Consider the following 26,079-nt stretch of genomic DNA (forward strand, 5'->3'; position numbering starts at 1 on the left):
AACGGCATATGATCTTATAAGCCGGACAGACTGACAACCTTTAGTTACTTAAAAAGTGGCTTTGCAGAAAATATTGGGGCTAATTGCGGTAAAAAAAAGCGGCGAAGGTTTCCCTCTGCCGCTTATGTTTTCTGTGATATCGCCGGATGACGTCTTACGCCTTATCCGGCCAGGAAGCGATTATTTGCTCTTGATCTCGTACAGCGGCGTTTGACCCGCTACCACGTGACCATCCGCTTTGATGACCAGAGCGCTGAAGTCATCGCTGTTGCTGCAAACAACCGGGCTTATCATGGAACGCGCATTGGCATTCAGGAAGTCCAGATCCAGTTCCAGAACCGGCTGACCCGCCGTGACTTCCGCACCCTCTTCTACCAGACGCTTGAAGCCCTGACCGTTCAGCGCGACAGTATCGATACCCATATGGACAACGATCTCCGCGCCTTTTTCGGTTTCCAGACAGAACGCGTGGTTAGTGTTGAAGATTTTCACAATAGTACCCGCCGCCGGAGAAACCACGGTTTTATCGGTGGGTTTCACCGCTACGCCGTCGCCGACCGCTTTGCTGGCGAAAGCTTCATCCGGTACCTGATCCAGCGCCACTACCTCACCGGTAATCGGAGAGACCAGTTCAGCGATAGTCACCGCATTCGGCACCGCCTGGGGTTTGGCCGCCGGAGCAGGTGTTGCAACGTGAGCCGCATCAGCAGACGCTGCCGCGACCGGTCCCCGCGCCACCACTTTCTTCATTTCATCGCCAATCGATTCCGCTTTCGCGCCGACAATAACCTGAATGGTCTGTTTGTTCAGTTTCACCACGCCGGAAGCGCCGAGGCGTTTGCAGGCCGCATCGTTGACACGAGCAGAGTCATTCACGGTCAGGCGCAGACGGGTAATACACGCATCGATCGCTTTCAGGTTGTCCGTACCGCCAACCGCAGCAATATAGCTGGTCGCCAGTTGCGTTAACCCTTCTTCGGTGTTGCTGTTGGCTTCTTCCGTTACCATCTCATCAACTTTATCTTCGCGGCCCGGCGTTTTCAGGTTAAACATACGAATAACCGCGCTGAACAGCAGGAAGTAGATGATAAAGAATACAACGCCCATCACCAGCAACATCCAGACGTTATTGCTGGCCGCTGGCAGGTTATACATCAGAACATAGTCGATCGCGCCTGCCGAGAAAGAGAAGCCTGCATGGATACCCAGCAGCGTCGCGACGAACAGGCTGATACCGGTCAAAATGGCGTGCAGGAGGTACAGCAGCGGCGCCAGGAACATAAACAGGAATTCCAGCGGCTCGGTTACGCCGGTCAGAAACGCGGTAATCGCGACAGACAGCAGCATACCGCCCACCATCGGACGACGTTCTTTCGGCGCGGCGAAATACATCGCCAGAGCGGCGCCCGGCAGACCAAACATCATGATCGGGAAGAAGCCGGACATAAACATCCCCGCCGTGCCGTCGCCAGCATAGAAGCGGTTGATGTCGCCGTGGAATACAGTGCCTGCGGCATTGGTGAATTCGCCAATCTGGAACCAGGCGATGGTGTTCAGTACCTGATGCAGACCGGTTGGGATCAGCAGACGGTTGATGAAGCCAAAGATACCGGAACCCAGCGCGCCTGCGGAAACGATCCATTCACCGCCCGCATGGATGCCATGCTGTACCGGCGGCCAGACGTAACCGAAAATAGCGGCCAGCACCAGACAGAAAAAGCCCGTTGCGATCGGCACAAAACGTTTTCCACCGAAGAAACTGAGAAAATCAGGCAGTTTGATACCAGACCAGCGATTATAAACCGCGCCGCCGACCAGACCGGTAATAATCCCCGCCAGCACGCCCATGTTGATTTCCGGGTTAATCGTCACCATCGCTTTGGTCATGACGAAGTAACCCACGGCTCCCGCCAGCGCTGCCGCGCCCGCGCTATCTTTAGACCAACTGGATGCCACGCCGATAGCGAAGACCAGCGCCAGGTTATCGAAAATAGACCCGCCCGCTTGCGCGATAAACGGCATATTCAGCAAATCTGGTTGGCCGAATCGCAGCAACAACGCTGCCACCGGCAACACGGCGATAGGGAGCTGCAACGCCCTACCCAGCCGCTGGAAAAAACCTAAAATATTCATCTTATTCCCCCTACGAGACGCCGATATGGCTTCTTTGAAGCCGTTTTTTATTGTGCTGCAAACGTTAAAAACGTGATGTTCTGTAATCGAACGGTGAGATCATCTTCTGCAGAGTGTGTGGAAAATTAATTCGCCTCGCAAATTAAACGGGTGTTTTTTGTGATTATAATCACTAAATATCGTAATTACCCCCACCATCCACTGGCTAACACGGAAAACTTATTTTATGATTCAAAAAATCAGGACGGATTGAACACGAACCCTGGATATCCAGGTTACGCTTAATACGATCCGCCAAATTTTGACATTGATTATTGAGGTGAAGAATGAGACTGATCCCCCTGAGTACCGCAGAACAGGTTGGCAAATGGGCCGCTCGCCATATCGTTAACCGTATTAATGCGTTCAAACCGACCGCCGATCGTCCGTTTGTCCTTGGACTGCCTACCGGCGGTACGCCGCTAACGGCGTACAAAGCGCTGGTTGAGATGCACAAAGCGGGCGAGGTCAGCTTTAAGCATGTGGTCACCTTTAATATGGACGAATATGTTGGCCTGCCGAAAGAGCACCCGGAAAGCTACCACAGCTTTATGCATCGTAACTTTTTCGATCACGTTGATATTCCAGCAGAAAACATCAATCTTCTCAACGGTAACGCACCGGATATCGATGCAGAATGCCGTCAATATGAAGAAAAAATTCGTTCTTACGGTAAAATCCATCTGTTTATGGGCGGCGTCGGCAACGACGGTCACATCGCCTTTAACGAACCGGCGTCTTCCCTGGCTTCCCGTACCCGTATCAAAACGTTAACCCATGATACTCGCGTAGCGAACTCCCGCTTCTTTGACGGCGACGTAAACCAGGTGCCGAAATACGCGCTGACGGTAGGCGTGGGCACGCTGCTGGATGCGGAAGAAGTGATGATTCTGGTGCTGGGCCATCAGAAAGCCCAGGCGCTGCAGGCGGCGGTTGAAGGCAACGTCAACCACATGTGGACTATTAGCTGCCTGCAACTCCATCCGAAAGCGGTTGTGGTATGCGATGAGCCGTCCACAATGGAACTTAAAGTTAAAACATTGAAATATTTCAATGAATTAGAAGCAGAAAATATTAAAGGTCTGTAATGTTGTCTCCGCCCCGCCAGTCAATGCGGGGCGGTAAATTTTTGATATCGGGGGTCAGAATGTATGCTTTAACCCAGGGCCGGATCTATACCGGTCACGAAATTCTTGATGACCATGCGCTTGTTGTCGCTAATGGCCTGATTGACCGCGTTTGTCCGATGGCCGAACTGCCGCCGGGAATAGAACAACGCTCATTGAATGGGGCCATTCTCTCCCCCGGTTTTATTGATGTGCAGTTAAACGGCTGCGGCGGCGTGCAGTTTAACGATACCGCAGAAGCCGTCAGCGTTGAAACGCTGGAAATTATGCAGAAAGCCAATGAAAAATCGGGCTGTACTAACTTTCTGCCAACGCTTATCACTACCAGCGACGAATTGATGAAACAGGGTATTCGCGTCATGCGCGAATACCTGGAAAAACATCCGCACCAGGCGCTGGGTCTCCACCTGGAAGGGCCCTGGCTTAATCTGGTAAAAAAAGGCACCCATAATCCTGATTTCGTACGTAAACCAGACGCTGCGCTGGTCGATTTCTTGTGCGATAATGCCGACGTCATCACCAAAGTTACACTCGCGCCGGAAATGGTGCCTGCCGACGTAATCGCTAAACTGGCGAATGCGGGCATTGTGGTTTCCGCAGGCCACTCCAACGCGACGTTAAAAGAGGCAAAAGCGGGCTTCCGCGCCGGGATTACCTTTGCGACTCACCTGTTTAACGCGATGCCGTACATTACAGGGCGTGAGCCGGGCCTTGCTGGCGCCGTTCTGGACGAAGCGGATATTTATTGCGGCGTTATCGCCGATGGTCTGCATGTCGACTACGCCAACATTCGCAATGCCAAACGCCTGAAAGGCGACAAACTTTGTCTGGTGACAGACGCCACCGCACCGGCGGGGGCCAATATTGAGCAGTTCATTTTCGCAGGTAAAACAATATACTACCGCAATGGACTGTGTGTGGATGAAAACGGTACGTTGAGCGGTTCGTCCTTAACCATGATTGAAGGCGTACGTAACCTGGTCGCGCATTGCGGCATCGCGCTGGATGAAGTGCTGCGCATGGCAACGCTCTATCCGGCTCGCGCTATCGGCGTTGATAAGCATCTCGGTAGCATTGCGCCGGGTAAAGTCGCCAACCTGACCGCGTTCACCCACGATTTTAAAATTATCAAGACCATCGTTAATGGTGACGAGGTCGTTGACTTGAGTAAGTGAGAATATGACACCAGGCGGACAAGCTCAGATAGGTAACGTTGATCTCGTAAAACAGCTTAACAGCGCGGCCGTTTACCGCCTGATTGACCAGCATGGTCCTATCTCGCGCATACAAATTGCCGAGCAAAGCCAGCTTGCTCCCGCCAGCGTAACGAAAATTACGCGTCAACTCATTGAGCGCGGGCTGATCAAAGAAGTCGATCAGCAGGCCTCTACCGGAGGCCGCCGCGCTATCTCTATCGTCACGGAAACCCGTAACTTCCATGCCATTGGCGTTCGCCTGGGCCGTCATGACACCACTTTAACGCTCTACGATCTGAGCAGTAAAGTGGTCGCTGAGGAGCATTATCCGCTACCGGAGCGCACCCAGGAGACGCTGGAACATGCGCTGCTCAACACCATCGCCGTCTTTATTGATAGCTGTCAGCGTAAAATTCGTGAATTGATCGCTATCTCGGTGATCCTGCCAGGGCTTGTCGATCCGGAAAGCGGCGTGATTCGTTACATGCCGCACATTCAGGTTGAAAACTGGGGACTGGTCGAAGCGCTGGAAAAACGGTTTCACGTTACCTGTTTCGTGGGACACGATATCCGTAGCCTGGCGCTGGCGGAACACTACTTCGGCGCCAGTCAGGATTGCGAGGACTCGATTCTGGTGCGCGTTCATCGTGGTACAGGCGCCGGGATTATCTCCAACGGACGCATCTTCATTGGCCGTAACGGCAACGTCGGCGAAATTGGGCATATTCAGGTGGAGCCGTTGGGCGAGCGCTGCCACTGCGGTAATTTCGGCTGTCTGGAAACCATTGCCGCCAATGTGGCGATTGAACAACGGGTGCTGAATTTGCTTAAACAAGGGTATCAAAGCCGTGTTCCGCTTGACGACTGCACGATTAAAACCATTTGTAAGGCGGCAAACCGGGGCGACAGCCTGGCCTCGGAAGTCATTGAGCATGTTGGTCGCCATTTGGGCAAAACGATCGCCATTGCTATCAACCTGTTTAATCCGCAAAAAATCGTCATTGCCGGCGAGATCATTGAAGCCGATAAAGTCCTGTTGCCCGCTATCGAAAGCTGTATCAATACGCAGGCGTTAAAGGCATTTCGCAAAAATTTGCCGGTGGTACGCTCCACGCTGGATCACCGTTCTGCCATCGGCGCTTTTGCCTTAGTTAAACGCGCCATGCTCAACGGAACATTGCTGCAACGTTTGCTGGAAAGTTGATGCGCTCTTATAGTATCGGATTATTCACAAATTCCCTGGGTAGTTCATGACCATCAAGAATGTAATCTGCGATATCGACGGCGTGCTGATGCACGACAACGTAGCCGTACCCGGTGCGGCGGAATTTCTGACGGGGATTCTGGAAAAAGGTCTGCCGCTGGTGCTGCTGACCAATTACCCGTCGCAAACCGGCCAGGATCTGGCGAACCGTTTTGCTACCGCTGGCGTTAACGTGCCGGACAGCGTGTTTTATACGTCAGCAATGGCGACAGCCGATTTTCTGCGCCGTCAGGAAGGTAAAAAAGCGTATGTCGTGGGCGAAGGCGCGCTTATTCACGAGCTCTATAAAGCGGGTTTTACCATTACCGATGTGAACCCTGATTTTGTCATCGTTGGAGAAACCCGCTCCTACAACTGGGACATGATGCATAAAGCAGCATTTTTCGTCGCCAATGGCGCGCGCTTTATCGCCACCAATCCGGATACCCACGGTCGCGGCTTTTATCCGGCCTGCGGCGCGCTGTGCGCAGGCATTGAAAAAATTTCCGGCCGGAAGCCGTTTTATGTCGGCAAACCCAGCCCGTGGATCATCCGCGCGGCGTTAAACAAAATGCAGGCGCACTCGGAAGAGACCGTTATTGTCGGCGACAACCTGCGCACCGACATTCTGGCGGGGTTCCAGGCCGGTCTGGAGACCATTCTGGTACTTTCTGGCGTATCAACGATCAATGATATTGACAGTATGCCGTTCCGCCCAAGCTGGATTTACCCTTCCGTCGCCGAGATCGACGTTATCTAAACCTGTCCCCTACCTGATGACGCATAGCTTTCAGGCCTACGGTTCGAACAGCATTGTAGGTCTGATAAGCGAAACGCCATCAGGAAAAACATAATTCAATTAAACCACGATAAAACTGAAGATCCATCAATAAATCCGCGCAATACGTAATCATTTTTCACTAATCAACAATGACGATTGCATTTTTCATTTTTCAGACCGTAATCCCCTTGCGCCTTCCACGCCTTTGCGGCATTTTTTAGTCAAGCAAACACAAAAAGTACGACGCAACAGATTAACGGAGAAGGCTATGTGTTCTATTTTCGGCATATTCGATATCAAAACAGATGCAGCGGAACTGCGTAAAAAAGCCCTTGAACTGTCACGCCTGATGCGCCATCGCGGCCCGGACTGGTCCGGCATCTACGCTTGCGATAACGCGATTCTCGCACATGAACGTTTGTCGATTGTTGATGTTAACGCCGGCGCCCAGCCCCTGTATAACGCCAGAAAAACCCACGTGCTGGCGGTGAACGGTGAAATTTATAACCATCAGACATTACGCGCGGAGTATGGCGATCGTTACGCGTTCCAGACAGGCTCCGACTGCGAAGTTATCCTCGCGCTATATCAGGAAAAAGGGCCGGATTTCCTTGACGATTTACAGGGGATGTTCGCCTTCGCCCTGTATGACAGCGAAAAAGACGCTTATCTGATTGGTCGTGACCATATCGGTATTATTCCGCTCTATATGGGCTATGACGAATTCGGCAACTTCTACGTAGCGTCAGAAATGAAAGCGCTGACCCCGGTCTGCCGCACCATTAAAGAGTTCCCGGCGGGCAGCTACCTGTGGAGCAAAGACGGCGAAATTCGTCAGTACTATCAGCGCGACTGGTTCGATTACGATGCGGTAAAAGACAACGTTACCGACAAAAATGAGCTGCGCCAGGCGCTGGAAGAATCCGTGAAAAGCCACCTGATGTCCGACGTCCCTTACGGCGTGCTGCTCTCCGGCGGTCTGGACTCGTCGATTATCTCGGCTATCACCAAAAAATTCGCCGCCCGTCGCGTCGAAGATCAGGAGCGCTCCGAAGCCTGGTGGCCACAGCTGCACTCTTTTGCGGTCGGTCTGGAAGGTTCGCCTGACCTGAAGGCGGCCCAGGAAGTGGCTAACCACCTCGGCACCGTGCATCATGAAATTCACTTCACCGTGCAGGAAGGCCTTGATGCCATTCGTGATGTTATCTATCACATTGAAACCTATGACGTGACCACTATCCGCGCCTCAACGCCAATGTATCTGATGTCGCGTAAGATCAAAGCGATGGGCATCAAAATGGTGCTCTCCGGCGAAGGTTCCGATGAGGTGTTTGGCGGCTACCTGTACTTCCATAAAGCGCCGAACGCCAAAGAGTTACATGAAGAGACGGTCCGTAAGCTACAGGCGCTGCATATGTATGACTGCGCCCGCGCCAACAAAGCGATGTCAGCCTGGGGCGTGGAAGCGCGCGTACCGTTCCTGGATAAAAAATTCCTCGACGTGGCGATGCGTATCAACCCACAGGATAAAATGTGCGGTAACGGCAAGATGGAAAAACACGTGCTGCGCGAGTGCTTCGAGTCTTATCTGCCAGCAAGCGTCGCGTGGCGTCAGAAAGAGCAGTTCTCTGACGGCGTAGGCTACAGCTGGATTGATACGCTGAAAGAGGTGGCGGCGAAACAGATTTCCGATCAACAACTGGAAACCGCCCGCTTCCGCTTTCCATACAACACGCCGTCGTCTAAAGAGGCGTACTTGTACCGGGAAATTTTTGAAGAATTGTTCCCGGTGCCGAGCGCGGCGGAATGCGTACCCGGCGGCCCGTCCGTGGCCTGTTCTTCCGCCAAAGCCATTGAGTGGGATGAAGCATTCAAAACGATGGATGACCCGTCAGGCCGCGCGGTCGGCGTGCATCAGTCGGCGTACCAGTAAATTAACGATGACGAAAGAGCCCTTAGGGGCTCTTTTTTTATAGCAAACCACTTTCGGAAAAACGATTAATAACCAATAATTGCCGAATATTGCGCCACGCTGTTCGCAACCTAACCAAACAGACACTTTCCGACGTTTTTCGATGAAAAAGAGGTTGACGCTTCAAGGCTCAATACGCATAATGCGCCCCGCAACGCCGATAAGGTAACGCGAAAAAAGATGGCTACGTAGCTCAGTTGGTTAGAGCACATCACTCATAATGATGGGGTCACAGGTTCGAATCCCGTCGTAGCCACCATCTTTTTTGCGGGAGTGGCGAAATTGGTAGACGCACCAGATTTAGGTTCTGGCGCCGCAAGGTGTGCGAGTTCAAGTCTCGCCTCCCGCACCATTCACCGATAAGCGTTGTACGGATGGGGTATCGCCAAGCGGTAAGGCACCGGTTTTTGATACCGGCATTCCCTGGTTCGAATCCAGGTACCCCAGCCATATTTCTTCGAGTTTGCGGTTCACCGCGACGGTATTGGGGTATCGCCAAGCGGTAAGGCACCGGTTTTTGATACCGGCATTCCCTGGTTCGAATCCAGGTACCCCAGCCATCGAAGAAATCATCTGGCTACGTAGCTCAGTTGGTTAGAGCACATCACTCATAATGATGGGGTCACAGGTTCGAATCCCGTCGTAGCCACCATATTAAGAACGCGTCGAGGTATTCGACCGGTTCGAAAATAATTTGTTGGGGTATCGCCAAGCGGTAAGGCACCGGATTCTGATTCCGGCATTCCGAGGTTCGAATCCTCGTACCCCAGCCAGTTTTAAAGACGCTCTGCTAATGAGCGCAAGAAGTACGACAATTGGGGTATCGCCAAGCGGTAAGGCACCGGATTCTGATTCCGGCATTCCGAGGTTCGAATCCTCGTACCCCAGCCACCTTTAAAAAGCTCGCTTCGGCGAGCTTTTTGCTTTTCTGGTAATTCGGACTGCCTGATGGCGCTACGCTTATCAGGCCTACGGGCGAATACAGGCCGGGTAAGGTATTGCCGCCACCCGGCATAACACAAACTACAACCCCAACGCATACTTCAGCGCCTGACGTTTTAGCACGCCTGCGCGCTGCGCCGCCATCAACCCCATATTGCGTAAAATACGCAGCGGCGGCAATTCATTGCTGAACCCGGCATAAAACAGATCCATTCCACTTTGCATCATAAAATTATCTGCCATGCGCCGCGTCTGATAGCGTTTCAACACCGAATGGCTGGCCCAGGACTCGCCATAGCTACGGGCACTCGCCAGCACATCAATCAACGCATCAACATCCCGATACCCCAGGTTGACGCCCTGCCCGGCCAGCGGATGAATGGTATGCGCCGCGTCGCCTACCAGCGCCAGCCCCGGTTGTACATACTGCAACGCGTGACGACGGGTTAGCGGAAACGCGCCCGCCGCGACAGGCATCACCGCCCCCAGACGCGCCGGAAAGTGCTGGTTAATTTCCACCTGCAATTGCGTCATCGATAAACCCTGCAACTGGCGAATACGTGCCGGAGCGTCATACCACACCAGCGACGCCCAATCGTCGAACAGCGGCAAAAAGGCGCGCGGCCCCGTTGGCGTAAACTGCTGCCAGGTGCTGTCGCCTGGCGCATTTTCACACTTGACGGTGATAAGCATACACGACTGCGCATATTGCCAGGCATGAATGCCAATTCCCGCCATTTGCCGAACCTGCGAATTCGCGCCGTCGGCGCCAATCACTAACTTCGGCGTTATCCATTCGCCGTCGGCCAGTTCCAGCGCATAACCATCGTGGCGGCGGTGCAATGCCGCCAGTGAAGCCGGAACGCGCAGCGTCACGCCGGGGTGCGCTTCCAGCGCCTGCCACAGCGCCTGTTGCAGGACATTGTTCTCCACCATATAGCCTAACAGCGGCAGCTTGAGTTCAGCGGCGTCGAACACCACATGGGCGTTTTCCCACTCCCAGGTCTCCAGTCGCCGATAAAGATGGCTACGCATCCCCTGCACCGCCTCCCAAACGCCCAGTCCCTTGAGCAGCGCCACGGATGCCGCGCTAATGGCCGAAATCCGCACGTCAGGCTGGCTGTCAGCCACAAACGGCGCAGGCGCGGCATGTTCTATTACCATCACCGTAAATCCTTGCTGCACCAGACCCAGCGCCAGCGCGCCGCCGACCATTCCCCCGCCGACAATGGCAATTTCCGTTGGTTGATTTGTCATGGTCATTCATCCTGTTACGTTTTAGACAAGTTTACAGGATTTTTTACCCATTAGGGCTGACGTCAGTCATACTGGTCACAACCGCGCCAAAGCATTACACTATGCGCCCTGCTTTTCAGCCACTATTTCGCAAGAGCAAGTCGATGACTAAAAAACTCCATATTAAAACCTGGGGCTGTCAGATGAACGAGTACGATTCATCGAAGATGGCCGATCTGCTGGACGCCACCCACGGCTATCAACTGACCGACGTGGCGGAAGAGGCGGATGTGCTGCTGTTGAATACCTGCTCAATCCGCGAGAAGGCTCAGGAAAAAGTCTTCCATCAATTAGGTCGCTGGAGACTGTTAAAAGAGAAAAATCCCGATCTGATTATCGGCGTCGGCGGCTGCGTGGCTTCCCAGGAAGGCGAGCACATTCGTCAACGCGCCCATTACGTCGACATTATTTTTGGCCCGCAAACCTTACACCGCCTGCCGGAGATGATTAACTCCGTGCGTGGCGACCGCAGCCCGGTGGTCGATATCAGCTTCCCGGAAATCGAGAAGTTCGACCGTTTGCCGGAACCGCGCGCAGAAGGCCCGACCGCTTTCGTTTCTATCATGGAAGGCTGCAATAAATATTGTACTTACTGCGTGGTACCGTATACCCGCGGTGAAGAAGTCAGCCGTCCCTCAGACGATATCCTGTTCGAAATCGCCCAGCTAGCGGCGCAGGGCGTGCGTGAGGTCAACCTGCTGGGCCAGAACGTTAACGCCTGGCGCGGAGAAAACTACGACGGCACCACTGGCACCTTTGCCGATCTGCTGCGTCTGGTTGCCGCCATCGACGGCATTGACCGTATTCGCTTTACCACCAGCCATCCGATTGAGTTCACCGACGATATTATCGAGGTGTACCGCGATACGCCGGAACTGGTCAGTTTCCTGCATCTGCCGGTACAGAGCGGGTCCGATCGCGTGTTGAATCTGATGGGGCGCACCCACACTGCGCTGGAATATAAAGCAATCATCCGTAAACTGCGCGCGGCGCGGCCGGACATTCAGATAAGCTCTGACTTTATCGTCGGTTTCCCTGGCGAAACTACCGATGATTTCGAAAAAACCATGAAGCTTATCGCTGACGTCAACTTTGATATGAGCTACAGCTTTATCTTCTCTGCGCGTCCGGGAACGCCGGCTGCCGATATGGTTGATGACGTACCGGAAGAAGAGAAAAAGCAGCGTCTGTATATTCTGCAAGAGCGTATCAATCAGCAGGCGATGGCATGGAGCCGCCGTATGCTCGGCACGACACAGCGCATTCTGGTGGAAGGCACGTCACGTAAAAACATTATGGAACTGTCTGGCCGTACCGAAAACAATCGGGTGGTGAACTTTGAAGGCACGCCGGAGATGATTGGTAAGTTTGTCGATGTGGAAATTACTGACGTCTATCCGAACTCCCTGCGCGGAAAAGTGGTGCGTACCGAAGATGAAATGGGTCTGCGCGTCGCCGAAACGCCGGAGTCCGTCATTGCCCGTACCCGTAAAGAAAATGAGCTGGGCGTAGGATTCTACCAGCCTTAATCCTGCAGGAAAGGCAATAATGCCCGATGGCGCTACGCCTGTCGGGCTTCCTGGTCATGGCCTGTCGCCCGACGGGCCTTGCAATTTTCTCTCTTCATCCCCATCTTCATTGCAATGCTTGCGCCTTTTCCCTATGGCGTGAATAATTTCCTTAGATGCCGGTAAATGTTCAGCGTCCGGCGATACAGACACAAGAGGAACAGTTTGAATATAGACACTCGCGAAATTACCCTTGAGCCCGCAGACAACGCCCGTCTGTTGAGCCTTTGCGGGCCGTTTGATGACAATATTAAACAGCTCGAACGTCGTCTCGGTATTGAAATCAACCGCCGTGACAATCACTTTAAACTGACCGGTCGTCCGATTTGCGTGACCGCGGCGACAGATATTTTGCGAAGTCTGTATGTCGATACCGCACCGATGCGCGGCCAGACTCAGGATATCGAACCGGAACAAATTCATCTGGCGATCAAAGAAGCGCGGGTGCTGGAACAGAGCGCGGAAAGCGTGCCTGACTATGGCAAAGCGATTAATATCAAAACTAAGCGCGGCGTGATTAAACCGCGTACCCCGAACCAGGCGCAGTACATCGCCAATATTCTCGATCACGATATTACCTTTGGCGTCGGCCCGGCGGGTACCGGTAAAACTTATCTTGCGGTCGCCGCTGCGGTAGACGCCCTGGAGCGCCAGGAGATTCGCCGTATTCTGCTGACCCGTCCGGCGGTGGAAGCGGGCGAAAAACTGGGCTTCCTGCCAGGCGATTTAAGTCAGAAAGTGGACCCGTACCTGCGTCCGCTGTATGACGCGCTGTTCGAAATGCTCGGCTTTGAAAAAGTCGAGAAGCTGATTGAACGCAATGTGATTGAAGTCGCGCCGCTGGCCTATATGCGCGGACGCACATTAAACGACGCCTTTATCATTCTGGATGAAAGCCAGAACACCACTATCGAACAGATGAAGATGTTCCTGACGCGTATCGGCTTTAACTCGAAAGCGGTGATCACCGGTGACGTGACGCAGATTGACCTGCCACGCAACACCAAATCCGGCTTGCGTCATGCCATTGAAGTGCTGGCGGAAGTCGATGAAATCAGCTTTAACTTCTTCCACAGCGAAGACGTGGTGCGCCATCCGGTCGTTGCCCGCATTGTTAACGCCTATGAAGCCTGGGAAGAGGCAGAACAAAAACGCAAAGCGGCGTTGGCGGCAGAGCGTAAGCGTGAAGCCCAGGAGCAGGAGCAGAAATGAGCCAGGTGATCCTCGATTTACAGTTGGCCTGTGAAAACCACGCGGGCCTACCGGATGAAGCTCAGTTTCAACGCTGGCTGGACGGCGTTATTCCGCAGTTTCAGGAAGAGGCGGAAGTCACAATCCGTCTGGTGGATGAGGCCGAAAGCCACGACCTTAATTTGACGTACCGCGGGAAAGATAAACCCACTAATGTTCTCTCCTTCCCGTTTGAAGCGCCCCCCGGCATTGAAATGCCGCTACTGGGCGATCTGATTATTTGCCGTCAGGTCGTGGAGCAGGAAGCGCAGGAACAGAGCAAGCCGCTGGAGGCGCACTGGGCGCACATGGTCGTGCACGGTAGCCTGCATTTGCTGGGTTACGATCATATCGACGATGACGAAGCGGAAGAGATGGAGTCTCTCGAAACGGAGATTATGCTTGCTATGGGCTATGAGGATCCGTACATTGCCGAGAAGATTGCAGAATAGTAGCTTGCCGGATGGCGGCGCTTGCGCCTTATCCGGCCTACATTCATGCCTTTTGTAGGCCTGATAAGCGTAGCGCCATCAGGCAAAACATGCCGTCACAGCTGAGTATACGCATGACGAGCTTTGTATTAACTAACATGAGAACCCATACGACGCCATGAGCGACGACAATTCACACAGTAGTGACACAGTAAACAGTAAAAAGGGATTTTTTTCCCTGCTACTCAGCCAGCTTTTCCACGGTGAACCTAAAAACCGTGATGAGTTGCTGGCGCTGATCCGTGATTCCGGGCAGAACGAGCTTATCGATGAAGATACGCGCGATATGCTCGAAGGCGTAATGGACATCGCCGACCAGCGCGTTCGCGATATTATGATCCCGCGCTCCCAGATGATTACCCTGAAACGCAACCAGACGCTGGACGAATGTCTCGATGTTATCATCGAGTCCGCCCACTCGCGTTTTCCGGTGATCAGCGAAGATAAAGATCACATTGAAGGGATTCTGATGGCCAAAGATTTGCTGCCGTTTATGCGCAGCGATGCCGAAGCCTTCAGCATGGACAAAGTGTTACGCCCCGCGGTTGTCGTACCGGAAAGCAAACGGGTTGACCGTATGCTCAAGGAGTTCCGCTCCCAGCGCTACCATATGGCCATCGTTATCGATGAGTTTGGCGGCGTTTCCGGCCTTGTGACTATCGAAGACATCCTCGAACTGATTGTCGGTGAAATTGAAGATGAGTATGACGAAGAAGACGATATCGACTTCCGTCAGCTTAGCCGCCATACCTGGACGATTCGCGCGCTGGCGTCGATTGAAGACTTCAACGACGCTTTCGGCACCCACTTCAGCGATGAAGAAGTCGATACCATCGGCGGACTGGTGATGCAGGCGTTCGGCCATTTACCGGCCCGCGGCGAAACCATTGACATTGATGGTTACCAGTTCAAAGTGGCGATGGCCGATAGTCGTCGTATTATTCAGGTGCATGTCAGGATCCCGGATGACTCGCCCCAGCCAAAACTGGACGAATAACAGCAATAGTGGACTAAAAATGGCATTTGCCTCGTTAATTGAACGCCAGCGTATTCGCCTGCTGCTGGCGTTATTATTCGGCGCCTGCGGAACACTGGCTTTCTCTCCGTATGACGTCTGGCCCGCAGCGATAGTGTCGCTTATCGGGCTGCAGGCCTTAACGTTTAATCGCCGCCCACTCCAGTCTGCCGCCATCGGCTATTGCTGGGGACTCGGACTTTTCGGTAGCGGGATTAACTGGGTTTATGTCAGTATCGCGCAGTTTGGCGGCATGCCGGGCCCGGTTAACGTTTTTCTGGTGGTGCTGCTTGCAGCTTATCTCTCGCTGTATACCGGACTGTTTGCCGGGATTTTGTCGCGCCTGTGGCCAAAAACCAACTGGCTGCGCGTCGCTATCGCCGCGCCTGCAATATGGCAAATCACCGAATTTTTACGCGGCTGGGTGCTGACCGGCTTCCCCTGGCTGCAATTTGGCTATAGTCAGGTCGACGGCCCGCTAAAAGGCCTGGCGCCGGTAATGGGCGTCGAAGCGATCAACTTCCTGCTGATGATGGTCAGCGGCCTGTTAGCGCTGGCACTGGCGACGCGGAACTGGCGTCCGCTGGCTGTCGCCGTGATTCTGTTTGCTTTGCCCTTTCCGCTACGTTATATCCAGTGGTTTACGCTGGAACCGGCCAAAGCGACCCAGGTATCGCTGGTGCAGGGCGATATCCCGCAGTCGCTGAAGTGGGACGAAAACCAGCTACTGAATACGCTAAAAATTTATCTCAACGAAACTCGCCCAGAGTTAGGCAAATCACAGATTATTATCTGGCCTGAGTCGGCGATTCCGGATCTCGAAATCAATCAGCAGCCCTTCCTTCGTTCGCTGGACGAGATGTTACGCGAAAAAAATAGCACGCTGATCACCGGTATTGTCGATGCGCGTCTCAATAAACAGAATCGATACGACACCTACAATACGATTATTACGTTGGGCAAGGATAATCCATACAGTTATGACTCGCCCAATCGCTACAATAAAAATCACCTTGTGCCCTTTGGCGAGTTCGTTCCGCTGGAGTCTATCCTGCGTCCGCTGGCGCCGTTCTTCGATCTGCCCATGTCCTCCTTTAGCCGCGGCCCTTATATCCAGCCGCAGTTACATGCGCACGACTATAAGCTGACGGCGGCAATCTGTTATGAAATTATTCTTGGCGAACAGGTGCGGGATAACTTCCGCCCGGACACCGACTATCTGCTGACGATTTCTAACGACGCCTGGTTTGGTAAGTCCATTGGCCCGTGGCAACATTTCCAGATGGCGCGGATGCGTTCGCTGGAGCTGGCGCGTCCGTTACTGCGCAGTACTAATAACGGTATTACGGCGGTGATTGGCCCGCAGGGCGAAATCCAGGCGATGATCCCGCAGTTCACACGCCAGGTACTGACTACCAAAGTCACGCCGACCACCGGCCTGACGCCGTACGCACGAACCGGCGACTGGACGGTGTGGTTGATTACCGTACTGTTCGGCTTTGGCGCGCTGGTGATGAGCCTGCGTCAACGCCGCAAATAAAACATTGCACTATCCAATGTAGGCCGGATAAGGCGGTACGCCGCCATCCGGCAGTTGTATCGCACCGTGCCTGATGGCGCTACGCTTATCAGGCCTACAACCTCTCACCGCCACCAAAACCTCATTCTGGCACGCCAATTGCTTAATATAATCAAGAGGCTGCACACTCCCTACCGGCTCAACCAGGTTGCACCACAACACAGCATCGGTAGCACCATTATTGTGCAAACTGCGATTTTTGCCTCTGAACGGTGCGGCGCACTTCGCAAAAATAAACAATATCGCAGCAAAATATTTACAACAAGCCACACTAAATGTTAACAAACACACATAACACTGCACGCGCAAGTTGCAGGCAATAACAACATCACAATAGCTATCAATGCGTCGACGGCGCAGATGATAAAGGAGTTGGATATGCAATTACGTAAGCTAACCACAGCAATGCTGGTCATGGGACTGTCTGCGGGCCTTGCGCACGCAGAAGATGGCGCGCCTGCCGCTGGTAGCACCCTGGACAAGATCGCTAAAAATGGCGTGATCGTCGTCGGGCATCGCGAATCTTCTGTGCCCTTTTCTTATTACGACAACCAGCAGAAAGTGGTCGGCTATTCCCAGGACTACTCCAACGCCATTGTGGAAGCGGTAAAAAAGAAACTTAACAAGCCCGATCTGCAGGTGAAGCTGATCCCGATCACCTCGCAAAACCGTATTCCGCTGTTGCAAAACGGAACCTTCGATTTTGAATGTGGTTCAACGACTAACAATCTTGAGCGCCAGAAACAGGCCGCCTTCTCCGATACGATTTTCGTCGTCGGGACGCGACTGCTGACTAAAAAAGGCGGCGATATTAAAGATTTCCCGGATCTGAAAGGCAAAGCGGTCGTCGTCACCTCCGGGACGACCTCTGAAATTCTGCTGCATAAGCTTAACGAAGAGCAAAAGATGGGGATGCGTATTATTAGCGCGAAAGACCACGGTGACTCGTTCCGCACCCTGGAAAGCGGCCGCGCCGTCGCCTTTATGATGGATGACGCGCTGCTGGCCGGCGAGCGCGCCAAAGCCAAGAAACCGGATAACTGGGAGATTGTCGGTAAACCGCAGTCCCAGGAAGCCTACGGCTGTATGCTGCGTAAAAACGACCCTGAGTTTAAAAAGCTGATGGACGATACCATCGCCCAGGCGCAAACCTCCGGCGAAGCGGAAAAGTGGTTTGATAAGTGGTTTAAAAATCCGATCCCACCGAAAAACCTGAACATGAATTTCGAGTTGTCTGACGAGATGAAAGCCCTGTTCAAAGCACCGAATGATAAAGCGCTTAACTAACTAAAACTAAATGGGATGGGACTCCTGTCCTCTCGATTGTCGCTCAGCACGGACAGACTATAAGCCTGATGGTCGTTCCCCCTCGGGCCTGAAACCGCAAATCGCCGGGCAACAATCTTCGAGGGTAGCGCTGCTACCCTTTTTTTTCGGAGTAGATGTATGTCAATAGACTGGAACTGGGGTATTTTTTTACAGGAAGCCCCCTTCGGCAATACCACCTATCTCGGCTGGCTATGGAGTGGTTTTCAGGTCACCGTAGCCCTTTCGATTACCGCCTGGATTATCGCTTTCCTGGTAGGATCTATTTTCGGCATTTTACGTACCGTTCCCAACCGTTTCCTCTCCGGACTGGGCACGTTGTACGTAGAACTGTTCCGTAACGTGCCGCTGATCGTGCAATTCTTCACCTGGTACCTGGTGGTGCCTGAACTGTTGCCGGAAGATCTTGGCATGTGGTTTAAGGCGGAACTCGATCCCAATATTCAGTTTTTCCTCTCCTCAATGATCTGTCTGGGACTGTTTACCGCCGCCCGCGTTTGCGAACAGGTGCGCGCCGCGATTCAGTCTCTGCCTCGCGGGCAGAAGAACGCGGCGCTGGCGATGGGGCTAACGCTGCCGCAGGCTTATCGCTATGTCCTGCTGCCGAATGCCTATCGCGTTATCGTGCCGCCAATGACGTCAGAGATGATGAACCTGGTGAAAAACTCGGCTATTGCCTCAACCATCGGCCTGGTGGATATGGCGGCGCAGGCAGGCAAACTGTTGGATTACTCGGCGCACGCCTGGGAATCTTTCACCGCCATTACGCTGGCCTATGTGCTGATTAACGCCGTTATCATGCTGGTCATGAGCCTGGTTGAACGCAAAGTCCGCCTGCCGGGCAACGTGGGGAGCAAATAATGTACGAATTTGACTGGAGTTCGATTATCCCCTCACTGCCTTACCTGCTGGCCGGGCTGGTCATCACGCTGAAGATTACCGTCACCGCCGTTGTCGTGGGGATAGTCTGGGGAACCATTCTGGCCGTCATGCGCCTCTCAAGCTTTGCCCCTATCGCCTGGTTTGCTAAAGCGTATGTTAACGTTTTCCGTTCCATCCCGTTGGTCATGGTCTTGCTGTGGTTTTATCTGATTGTCCCCGGCTTTCTGCAAAACGTGCTGGGACTATCGCCGAAAACCGATATCCGCCTGATCTCCGCGATGGTGGCATTCTCCATGTTTGAAGCGGCCTACTATTCCGAGATTATTCGCGCCGGTATTCAAAGTATTTCCCGCGGGCAGTCCAGCGCCGCGCTGGCGCTGGGGATGACCCACTGGCAGTCGATGAAGCTCATTATTCTGCCGCAGGCGTTTCGGGCGATGGTGCCGCTGTTGCTTACACAGGGCATCGTGCTATTTCAGGACACCTCTTTAGTTTATGTACTCAGCCTGGCGGACTTCTTCCGCACCGCGTCGACTATCGGCGAGCGTGACGGTACTCAGGTCGAAATGATTCTGTTCGCCGGCGCCGTTTATTTTGTTATCAGCCTGAGCGCGTCGTTGCTGGTCAGCTATTTGAAGAAAAGGACAGTTTAATGATTACCCTGAAAAATGTTTCAAAATGGTATGGTCACTTTCAGGTGCTGACCGATTGTTCAACAGAAGTGAAAAAAGGTGAGGTGGTGGTAGTCTGCGGGCCATCGGGTTCCGGTAAATCCACGCTAATTAAGACCGTCAACGGTCTGGAACCGGTGCAAAAAGGCGAAATTACCGTTAACGGCATTATTGTGAACGACAAAAAAACCGATCTGGCGAAACTGCGTTCCCGCGTGGGCATGGTATTCCAGCACTTCGAGCTGTTTCCCCACCTGTCGATCATCGAAAACCTGACGCTGGCGCAGGTGAAAGTGCTGAAACGCGATAAGGCCGCCGCCCGCGATAAAGGCCTAAAGCTGCTGGAGCGCGTTGGTCTGTCTGCACATGCCAACAAGTTCCCGGCGCAACTCTCCGGCGGCCAGCAGCAGCGCGTGGCGATCGCCCGCGCGCTGTGTATGGACCCCATTGCCATGTTATTCGATGAACCGACTTCCGCGCTCGATCCGGAAATGATCAACGAGGTACTGGACGTGATGGTCGAACTGGCGAACGAAGGGATGACCATGATGGTGGTGACGCACGAAATGGGCTTTGCCCGTAAAGTGGCTAACCGGGTGATCTTTATGGATGAAGGTAAAATCGTCGAAGATTCGCCAAAAGAGGAGTTCTTCGCTAACCCCAGTTCCGATCGCGCAAAAGACTTCCTTGCGAAAATCCTGCACTAATCTTCCCGGCGCGCACGTCAGAGTGCGCGCTATCTCACGCTTTACCGCTTCGCTTCTCGAAACGGATCCAGCCGGGCGTTAACCTTGTCACAAAGTACCGCTTACAAGGAGCCACAATGGCACTGCCCATTATTATTGATTGCGATCCGGGTCATGATGACGCGATCGCCCTCGTTCTCGCCCTCGCCTCCCCTGAACTGGAAGTGAAAGCGATCACCTCTTCCGCCGGCAACCAGACGCCGGAGAAGACCCTGCGCAACGTGCTGCGGATGCTGACACTGCTCAAACGCCCGGATATTCCGGTGGCGGGCGGCGCGGTGAAACCTCTCATGCGCGAATTGATTATCGCCGATAACGTTCACGGCGAAAGCGGTCTTGACGGCCCGGCGCTGCCCGAGCCGTCATTCGCCCCGCAAAGCGGCACTGCCGTTGAGCTGATGGCAAAAACACTGCGCGAGAGCTCACAGCCAGTCACCATCGTCTCCACTGGCCCACAGACCAACGTGGCGCTGCTGCTGAATAGCCATCCGGAACTGCATACGAAAATCGCCCGCATTGTGATCATGGGCGGCGCGATGGCGCTGGGTAACTGGACGCCCGCTGCGGAATTTAATATTTACGTCGACCCGGAGGCAGCCGAAATTGTCTTCCAGTCAGGCATTCCGGTGGTGATGGCCGGGCTGGACGTCACCCATAAGGCACAGATTCACGCCGCCGATATCGAGCGTTTCCGCGACATCGGCAATCCAATTTCGACGATCGTGGCTGAACTACTCGACTTCTTCTTTGAATATCACAAAGACGAAAAATGGGGATTTGTCGGCGCGCCGCTGCACGACCCGTGCACCATCGCCTGGCTGCTGAAACCCGAGATTTTCACCACCGTTGAGCGTTGGGTTGGCGTGGAAACTCAGGGGAAATACACCCAGGGGATGACGGTGGTGGATTATTATTTCCTGACGGGGAATAAGCCGAATGCGACGGTGATGGTCGATGTAGACCGCCAGGGATTTGTCGATTTACTGGCGGAACGGCTGAAGTTTTACGCGTAATATTTGCCGGATGGCAGCTTCGCCATATCCGGCCTACGTGAACGATTTTTGGTAGGCCGGATAAGACGCACCAGCGCTCTTCCACTCACGGCTCAAACGGTCTTCTCTGAAACTGGTCATGACCGCATTTCGGGCAGCGCGGCAACACATCCGGCGTGTAAACCGCCAGATGATAGTGGCACTTCTCGCACACCAGATTCCCCAATCCCACCACTTCGCCGCTGTGATACACGCCGTGGTGATTCAAATCCTGAAACACCTCGCGCCATTCCAGCTGGGTTTTGTCGGTAATATCCGCCAGTTCCTGCCAGAGGCTCTCTTTAATCACCCGCAAGAAGACGCTATCTTCCTGGCTCTCTTCGTAGCTCATGGCGAACTCTTCCAGATCGCGTCTGACAGCGCGCGTCAGTTCGTCCACCTCGGTTCGCGTTAACTCCCCTGTTTGCATCACGCGCTGGCGCGCCTGCTCCACCAGCGCATCAATGTCGCGCTCGCCATTGCGTAAACGCTCGCTTAATGAGACCACCAGTTCACGGTAATATTGAGCAACCTTGTTCATCACTTCACCTCTTGGATCGTTAACTGCCTATAATAATAGACGTTATTTGCGTTACGCTTTGCAAGGCTGCCCACAGAGTCTGTAAATTCTTGTCAGGCCGACTCACGTATCCAGCGCGTCAGCGAGGTACGATCGACATTTAACCGTTTCGCCACTAACGATTTATTATCCCTTTCCGCCTCTAATAATTTTCTCAAAATACGCAGTCGAATCGTTTTATAATCGCCAGCCAGCATCTGGCAGTCGTGGCAGGTACTTGGCTCGCGTCGGCTCCCCTCTTCCAGATCGTCCAACAAGAGGCGGCCCTCATCCAGCGTTGCCGGGGAGTGATCAATAGAGAGCACCAGCCGTTCGATAATATTGCTTAACTGCCTGACGTTTCCGGGCCAGGCGAAGCGCTGAAGCTCTTGCCACAGCGCCGGGGTTAACGTTAGTGCCGGGCGTTTATAATGCTGGCTGAAACTGGTAAGCAGCGACAGGCCGATGGCTTTGATATCCTCCGGACGTTTGCGTAACGGGATGGTGGTCACTTTTAATACGTTAAGCCGATAATAAAGATCTTCGCGAAATGTCCCGTCCGCAATGAGCTTCGTTAACGTCTGATTGGTCGCCGCAATCACACGAATATCAACAGGTATCATCTGGTCTGAGCCCAGCCGCATAATCTGCCGCTCCTGCAATACCCGTAATAAGCGCGTCTGTAGCGGTTTATCCAGTTCGCTAATCTCATCCAGAAAAATGGTACCGTGGTGCGCTAATTCAAACAGGCCTATTTTGCCTTTCGGCGACGCGCCGGTAAATGCGCCGGCGACATAGCCAAAGAGTTCGCTCTCCAGAATCTGAGGGGCCATCGCGCCGCAGTTAATGGCGACGAACGGGCCGTTGACGCGTTGGCTGGCATTATGAATACTTTGCGCCAGCACCTCTTTTCCCGTCCCGCTTTCGCCATTAATTAAGATAGTCGCGTCCGTACCGGCATAATTTTTAATGATCGCCAGACGACGCAGCATTTCCGGGTTTTCGGTAAGCAGATCGTCGAAATGATAGCGGGCGCTCAAGCCGCGGCGAGACAGTTCCTGGCGGCGAACATGATGTTCCACCCCCTGTAAACTGGAGACGGTTTGCATCGTCAACACCACCCGGCTTAACTGTCTGGCCGCAAATACCGGATACAGATTAACCACCATCGCGCCTTGCGGCGTATCGACGACTTTCGCGCTGACGGTTTTTCCCTCACGTAATGTATGCCGTTCCTGGTGCAATACCTGTTTCAGGAAAGACGCGTCATAAATTTCACCGGAGGCGTTAACTTTAAAAAGTTGGCTCGCATATTTATTGTAATGCAGTAACGCGCCGGTATCATCAAGCGTGATAACAGCTTTATCAAACTGATCGAGAATCAGCTGCAGATGATGACGCTCCAGTAATTGGCTGCGAAAAGCCAGATATAATGAGCGGGCTTCTTCCAAAGCTTCGGTTATTGAGGCGGGGCTGGAATCAAGCAAACGGAATTGCGAGCCCAGCGGTGAAAAATAATCCTGACAAACGGTATCGCCAACAATGCAATCTAATGGCGTGGACGCTAATTGCCGCTTCAGGCAAGAAATCGTTTCTTTATCATTTCCCTGTAAGGTAAAAATTTTATAGTTAATATTTAACTGTTCCGCTACGCGCGCGCATCCTTTGATCACACTGGAAAAGCCGACAATACCGACAGTGCCTTTTTGTCCTTTAAAAGGGATAAGCGCATCAAGAATGTCGTAGCCGGACATTTTAATTTCGACTACCGGTAATTTACTGTGCTTTTTTAATATTTCCGCACAGCCGCCACGACTAATCAGTACCTGGTGCCCACGGGACTCTAATAAAGGTAGCTCATCCAGGATACGATTAAGCGTCGTTTGATGAATAGTGACGGCGTAATCCAACTGCGCGACCAGCGCCTCGGCAGCCTTTGCCAGTTGAGGGTAAGGAGAGACAAAACAGAGAGGAGATGCGGCTATATCTTTCGTCTTATTCATCACTCACCATCCTGTTGGTTTATGAACGGGCGAGACCGCCCGTCGTGATTTATTTTCCGCCGAAACGCTAACCGCCTGAGGCGGCTGGGTTCAGTTTACGATCGTAGCGTTTTTTTATCCATACGGTCAGGAAGGGGGCGCACAGAGCGGTAATAATCGTCGAGGCCGCCACCTGCGCCGCCGCCGTCGACGCCAGGTCGGTAAAATGCGGATCGAGCAGCGCGATTGCCGCTGGCGTCGCGACGGCGTTGCCAGAGGTGGTGGATACCGCCGCGCCTGCCACGCCGCTGCCTCCCGTCACACGATCGGCGAAAATATTAAAAAATCCGCCAATCGCCACCGTCATGAGTCCCAGTAAAATGCCTGAAGAACCTGCCGTGATAAGTCTTGCGAAATCAATACCGTATCCTAACCCAAAGGCAAAAAAGGGAATCGTTACCACGCTGCCCTGTTTAAGAAACTTGCGCATGTCCTCATCCAGATTACCCAAAATCATGCCAATGATAATGGGAATAATAACCGCCACCAGATTCATAAAGGGTATCGACACCATGCCTGCCGATCCTAACGCCAGCATGGTGAAAAAGGGACCATCGTTCAACGATATTACCGCAATCGCGCCGCCGTCGGTTTCATCGCCGTACTCCCCCACCAACGCGGCATATAACCCACTGTTCGAGTTGGTCATCGCCGAAATAATCGCTAAAGCCGACAGACCTAATAACCCATCCGGGCCGCAAAATTTCCCGACCAGAATGCCAATAATCACGCCGCTGGCAAATTTCGCAAAGGTGATCGCAGCGCCTTTTTTCAACGCTTTCGGCGCGGCTTTAAACTGGATATCCGCGCCCATACAGACTAAAAACATGCCTAAAATCGCCATTGCGCCATGCGAAATAGAGGTGACAAAACCGCCTATTTCCAGCGCCTCCGGCGCAAAAGTTTTAAACAATGCGCCGATGATTAGCGGTACAACCATCATACCACCAGGAAAACGTTCCAGTGTTTTTTTAATTTTCATAGCTTATTCCCAGGAGATAACCGGACAGCTTGTGCTGCCCGATTTGGTATCAGAACGTCGGCGCGATCTTATAAATAGAGAATTCGTTATGACCTAAATCTTCTGATTTAGTCGTTTTCCCATTCGCGACGCGTAAAATTTCCTGATAAATTTCCTCGCCCATTTGCGTAATAGAAGCCTCGCCAGACATAATGGCGGACACATCAATATCAATATTGTCCTGCATCATTTCCCACGTTGCTTTATTACCCGTAATTTTTATTACCGGCGCTATTGGGTTACCGGCAGGCGTTCCGCGACCGGTAGTAAAAATAACGATCTGCGCTCCCCCCGCCACCATGCCGGAAATAGATTCAATATCCTGCCCCGGGGTATCCATAATCCACAGGCCCGGATGCGTTGGTCTATCGGCATATTCCAGTACGCCCTGTAGCGGCGCATGACCCGCTTTATGCATACAGCCTAACGATTTTTCTTCAATGGTAGTCAACCCGCCTTTAATATTGCCCGGCGTCGGCTGTCCCCCGCGAATATCCTCTCCCAGCGCTTTTGCTCGCGCCTCGCAGCCGACCACTAAATCAATGAGCTGTTGACCAACCTCCGGCGTCACCGCACGTTTCGCCATCACATGCTCGGCGCCAATAAATTCCGTCGTTTCAGAAAGAATTGAGCTTCCGCCGCAGCGTATCAGCTTATCCGAGGCGACCCCGCAGGAAGGGTTAGACGCCAGCCCCGATGTCGTATCTGACCCGCCGCACTCCATCGCCAGCAGCAGCTCGCTAACCGGTGCTTGCTGCGGTTTTTGCATGGAGAGTTGTTGCGCATAGTCGCGGGCCAGCGAAATCCCCCTGGCCTGACATTTAAGCGTGCCGCCCTCTTCCTGAATGGTGATGCAGGAGGTCGGTTTGCCAAATGCGGTAATCTCCTCTGCGATGCGTAGCGGCTCCGCGCCTTCACAGCCTAAGCCCACAACCACAATAGCGCCGACGTTGGGATTATTCGCCACATTAATCAATGTTTTTTCCGTCAGACGCGCATCGCCTGCCACCTGGCAGCAGCCAAAATCGTTATTCACCCATGTCGCGCCTTTTACCTGCCGGGCAATATCCTGGGCAACTTTATTCGCACAAACGCTGGTAGGTAAAATCAGTACATAATTACGGATGCCAAAACGGCCGTCAGGGCGGCGGAACCCCAAAAAAGTCTCATTGCTCATAATCATTTTCCC

At 53.2% G+C, this 26,079-nt stretch carries 21 protein-coding genes and 7 tRNA genes; 22 read left to right on the top strand and 6 right to left on the bottom strand.

Translation table 11 applies throughout. The annotated features are described in order from the left end of the window. Window positions 1–180: 180 nt before the first annotated feature. Window positions 181–2,133 carry a PTS N-acetyl glucosamine transporter subunit IIABC gene (nagE, locus tag ACLJZ5_RS05335; RefSeq protein ID WP_001023069.1) on the bottom strand — a complete coding sequence of 651 codons (1,953 nt, stop codon included), beginning with the start codon at window positions 2,131–2,133 and terminating at the stop codon, window positions 181–183. A 326-nt stretch (window positions 2,134–2,459) separates the two neighbouring features. On the opposite strand from nagE, the gene nagB reads away from it, so the two are divergent. The 12 genes from nagB (at window position 2,460) to ACLJZ5_RS05395 (ending at window position 9,382) form a co-directional block, all read left to right on the top strand. After that, window positions 2,460–3,260: a glucosamine-6-phosphate deaminase gene (gene nagB / locus ACLJZ5_RS05340; RefSeq protein WP_001237059.1), complete on the top strand. Its 801-nt coding sequence runs from the start codon at window positions 2,460–2,462 to the stop codon at window positions 3,258–3,260. Between the two features lie 59 nt (window positions 3,261–3,319). Continuing rightward, a complete protein-coding gene (gene nagA, locus ACLJZ5_RS05345; RefSeq protein ID WP_024798323.1) occupies window positions 3,320–4,474 on the top strand; it encodes an N-acetylglucosamine-6-phosphate deacetylase in 1,155 nt (384 codons plus the stop codon). Between the two features lie 4 nt (window positions 4,475–4,478). Further along, entirely contained in the window at window positions 4,479–5,699 is a 1,221-nt protein-coding gene (gene nagC / locus ACLJZ5_RS05350; RefSeq protein ID WP_000187579.1) for a DNA-binding transcriptional regulator NagC, read from the top strand. Window positions 5,700–5,745: 46 nt separating this feature from the next. Beyond that, window positions 5,746–6,498 (top strand): ribonucleotide monophosphatase NagD, encoded by a 753-nt coding sequence (gene nagD / locus ACLJZ5_RS05355; protein ID WP_000153143.1) that lies wholly within the window; start codon window positions 5,746–5,748, stop codon window positions 6,496–6,498. A 289-nt stretch (window positions 6,499–6,787) separates the two neighbouring features. After that, window positions 6,788–8,452 (top strand): asparagine synthase B, encoded by a 1,665-nt coding sequence (asnB, locus tag ACLJZ5_RS05360; protein ID WP_024798322.1) that lies wholly within the window; start codon window positions 6,788–6,790, stop codon window positions 8,450–8,452. 221 nt (window positions 8,453–8,673) lie between these two features. Next, window positions 8,674–8,750, top strand: a tRNA-Met gene (locus tag ACLJZ5_RS05365). Window positions 8,751–8,758: 8 nt separating this feature from the next. Continuing rightward, window positions 8,759–8,843: transfer RNA gene (locus ACLJZ5_RS05370), tRNA-Leu, on the top strand. A 23-nt stretch (window positions 8,844–8,866) separates the two neighbouring features. Further along, window positions 8,867–8,941 (top strand) — tRNA-Gln (locus tag ACLJZ5_RS05375). A gap of 35 nt (window positions 8,942–8,976) precedes the next feature. Then, window positions 8,977–9,051, top strand: a tRNA-Gln gene (locus ACLJZ5_RS05380). A gap of 15 nt (window positions 9,052–9,066) precedes the next feature. Continuing rightward, window positions 9,067–9,143, top strand: a tRNA-Met gene (locus tag ACLJZ5_RS05385). Window positions 9,144–9,189: 46 nt separating this feature from the next. Further along, window positions 9,190–9,264 (top strand) — tRNA-Gln (locus tag ACLJZ5_RS05390). Window positions 9,265–9,307: 43 nt separating this feature from the next. Next, window positions 9,308–9,382 (top strand) — tRNA-Gln (locus tag ACLJZ5_RS05395). A 132-nt stretch (window positions 9,383–9,514) separates the two neighbouring features. Here the strand turns inward: ACLJZ5_RS05395 and ubiF are convergent. Next, window positions 9,515–10,690 carry a 3-demethoxyubiquinol 3-hydroxylase gene (gene ubiF / locus ACLJZ5_RS05400; protein ID WP_024798321.1) on the bottom strand — a complete coding sequence of 392 codons (1,176 nt, stop codon included), beginning with the start codon at window positions 10,688–10,690 and terminating at the stop codon, window positions 9,515–9,517. 143 nt (window positions 10,691–10,833) lie between these two features. Between ubiF and miaB the strand changes: the two genes are divergently transcribed. The 10 genes from miaB to rihA all read left to right on the top strand — a co-directional run bounded on the left by miaB (window position 10,834) and on the right by rihA (window position 21,250). Further along, window positions 10,834–12,258: a tRNA (N6-isopentenyl adenosine(37)-C2)-methylthiotransferase MiaB gene (miaB, locus tag ACLJZ5_RS05405; RefSeq protein WP_001519200.1), complete on the top strand. Its 1,425-nt coding sequence runs from the start codon at window positions 10,834–10,836 to the stop codon at window positions 12,256–12,258. Between the two features lie 204 nt (window positions 12,259–12,462). Then, window positions 12,463–13,509, top strand: coding sequence for a PhoH family protein (locus ACLJZ5_RS05410; RefSeq protein ID WP_001018045.1), 1,047 nt, complete (start codon window positions 12,463–12,465; stop codon window positions 13,507–13,509). Continuing rightward, entirely contained in the window at window positions 13,506–13,979 is a 474-nt protein-coding gene (gene ybeY / locus ACLJZ5_RS05415) for an rRNA maturation RNase YbeY (protein WP_000084477.1), read from the top strand. Before ACLJZ5_RS05410 ends, ybeY begins: the two co-directional genes overlap by 4 nt. Window positions 13,980–14,136: 157 nt before the next feature. Further along, entirely contained in the window at window positions 14,137–15,015 is an 879-nt protein-coding gene (gene corC / locus ACLJZ5_RS05420; RefSeq protein ID WP_001278612.1) for a CNNM family magnesium/cobalt transport protein CorC, read from the top strand. Between the two features lie 19 nt (window positions 15,016–15,034). Then, window positions 15,035–16,573: an apolipoprotein N-acyltransferase gene (gene lnt, locus ACLJZ5_RS05425; RefSeq protein ID WP_024798320.1), complete on the top strand. Its 1,539-nt coding sequence runs from the start codon at window positions 15,035–15,037 to the stop codon at window positions 16,571–16,573. 417 nt (window positions 16,574–16,990) lie between these two features. Then, window positions 16,991–17,899, top strand: coding sequence for an amino acid ABC transporter substrate-binding protein (locus ACLJZ5_RS05430; RefSeq protein WP_001518176.1), 909 nt, complete (start codon window positions 16,991–16,993; stop codon window positions 17,897–17,899). Window positions 17,900–18,058: 159 nt separating this feature from the next. Further along, entirely contained in the window at window positions 18,059–18,799 is a 741-nt protein-coding gene (gene gltJ / locus ACLJZ5_RS05435; RefSeq protein ID WP_000020930.1) for a glutamate/aspartate ABC transporter permease GltJ, read from the top strand. Beyond that, window positions 18,799–19,473: a glutamate/aspartate ABC transporter permease GltK gene (gene gltK, locus ACLJZ5_RS05440; RefSeq protein ID WP_000272799.1), complete on the top strand. Its 675-nt coding sequence runs from the start codon at window positions 18,799–18,801 to the stop codon at window positions 19,471–19,473. Before gltJ ends, gltK begins: the two co-directional genes overlap by 1 nt. Next, a complete protein-coding gene (gltL, locus tag ACLJZ5_RS05445; RefSeq protein WP_000631369.1) occupies window positions 19,473–20,198 on the top strand; it encodes a glutamate/aspartate ABC transporter ATP-binding protein GltL in 726 nt (241 codons plus the stop codon). Before gltK ends, gltL begins: the two co-directional genes overlap by 1 nt. A 116-nt stretch (window positions 20,199–20,314) precedes the next feature. Next, window positions 20,315–21,250 carry a pyrimidine-specific ribonucleoside hydrolase RihA gene (rihA, locus tag ACLJZ5_RS05450; protein WP_024798319.1) on the top strand — a complete coding sequence of 312 codons (936 nt, stop codon included), beginning with the start codon at window positions 20,315–20,317 and terminating at the stop codon, window positions 21,248–21,250. Window positions 21,251–21,335: 85 nt separating this feature from the next. On the opposite strand, the gene ACLJZ5_RS05455 is transcribed toward rihA, so the two are convergent. The 4 genes from ACLJZ5_RS05455 to ACLJZ5_RS05470 all read right to left on the bottom strand — a co-directional run bounded on the left by ACLJZ5_RS05455 (window position 21,336) and on the right by ACLJZ5_RS05470 (window position 26,073). Beyond that, a complete protein-coding gene (locus ACLJZ5_RS05455) occupies window positions 21,336–21,809 on the bottom strand; it encodes a zinc ribbon-containing protein (protein ID WP_024798318.1) in 474 nt (157 codons plus the stop codon). 92 nt (window positions 21,810–21,901) lie between these two features. Further along, window positions 21,902–23,830 carry a sigma-54 interaction domain-containing protein gene (locus tag ACLJZ5_RS05460; RefSeq protein ID WP_024798317.1) on the bottom strand — a complete coding sequence of 643 codons (1,929 nt, stop codon included), beginning with the start codon at window positions 23,828–23,830 and terminating at the stop codon, window positions 21,902–21,904. A 67-nt stretch (window positions 23,831–23,897) separates the two neighbouring features. After that, a complete protein-coding gene (locus ACLJZ5_RS05465; protein WP_024798316.1) occupies window positions 23,898–24,851 on the bottom strand; it encodes a 2-keto-3-deoxygluconate permease in 954 nt (317 codons plus the stop codon). Window positions 24,852–24,900: 49 nt separating this feature from the next. Further along, complete coding sequence (locus ACLJZ5_RS05470; RefSeq protein ID WP_023240948.1) at window positions 24,901–26,073, bottom strand: UxaA family hydrolase; 1,173 nt, start codon at window positions 26,071–26,073, stop codon at window positions 24,901–24,903. Window positions 26,074–26,079: the final 6 nt, after the last annotated feature.

The organism is Salmonella sp. 5800 (assembly GCF_046558195.1).
Lineage (GTDB): Bacteria > Pseudomonadota > Gammaproteobacteria > Enterobacterales > Enterobacteriaceae > Salmonella > Salmonella enterica.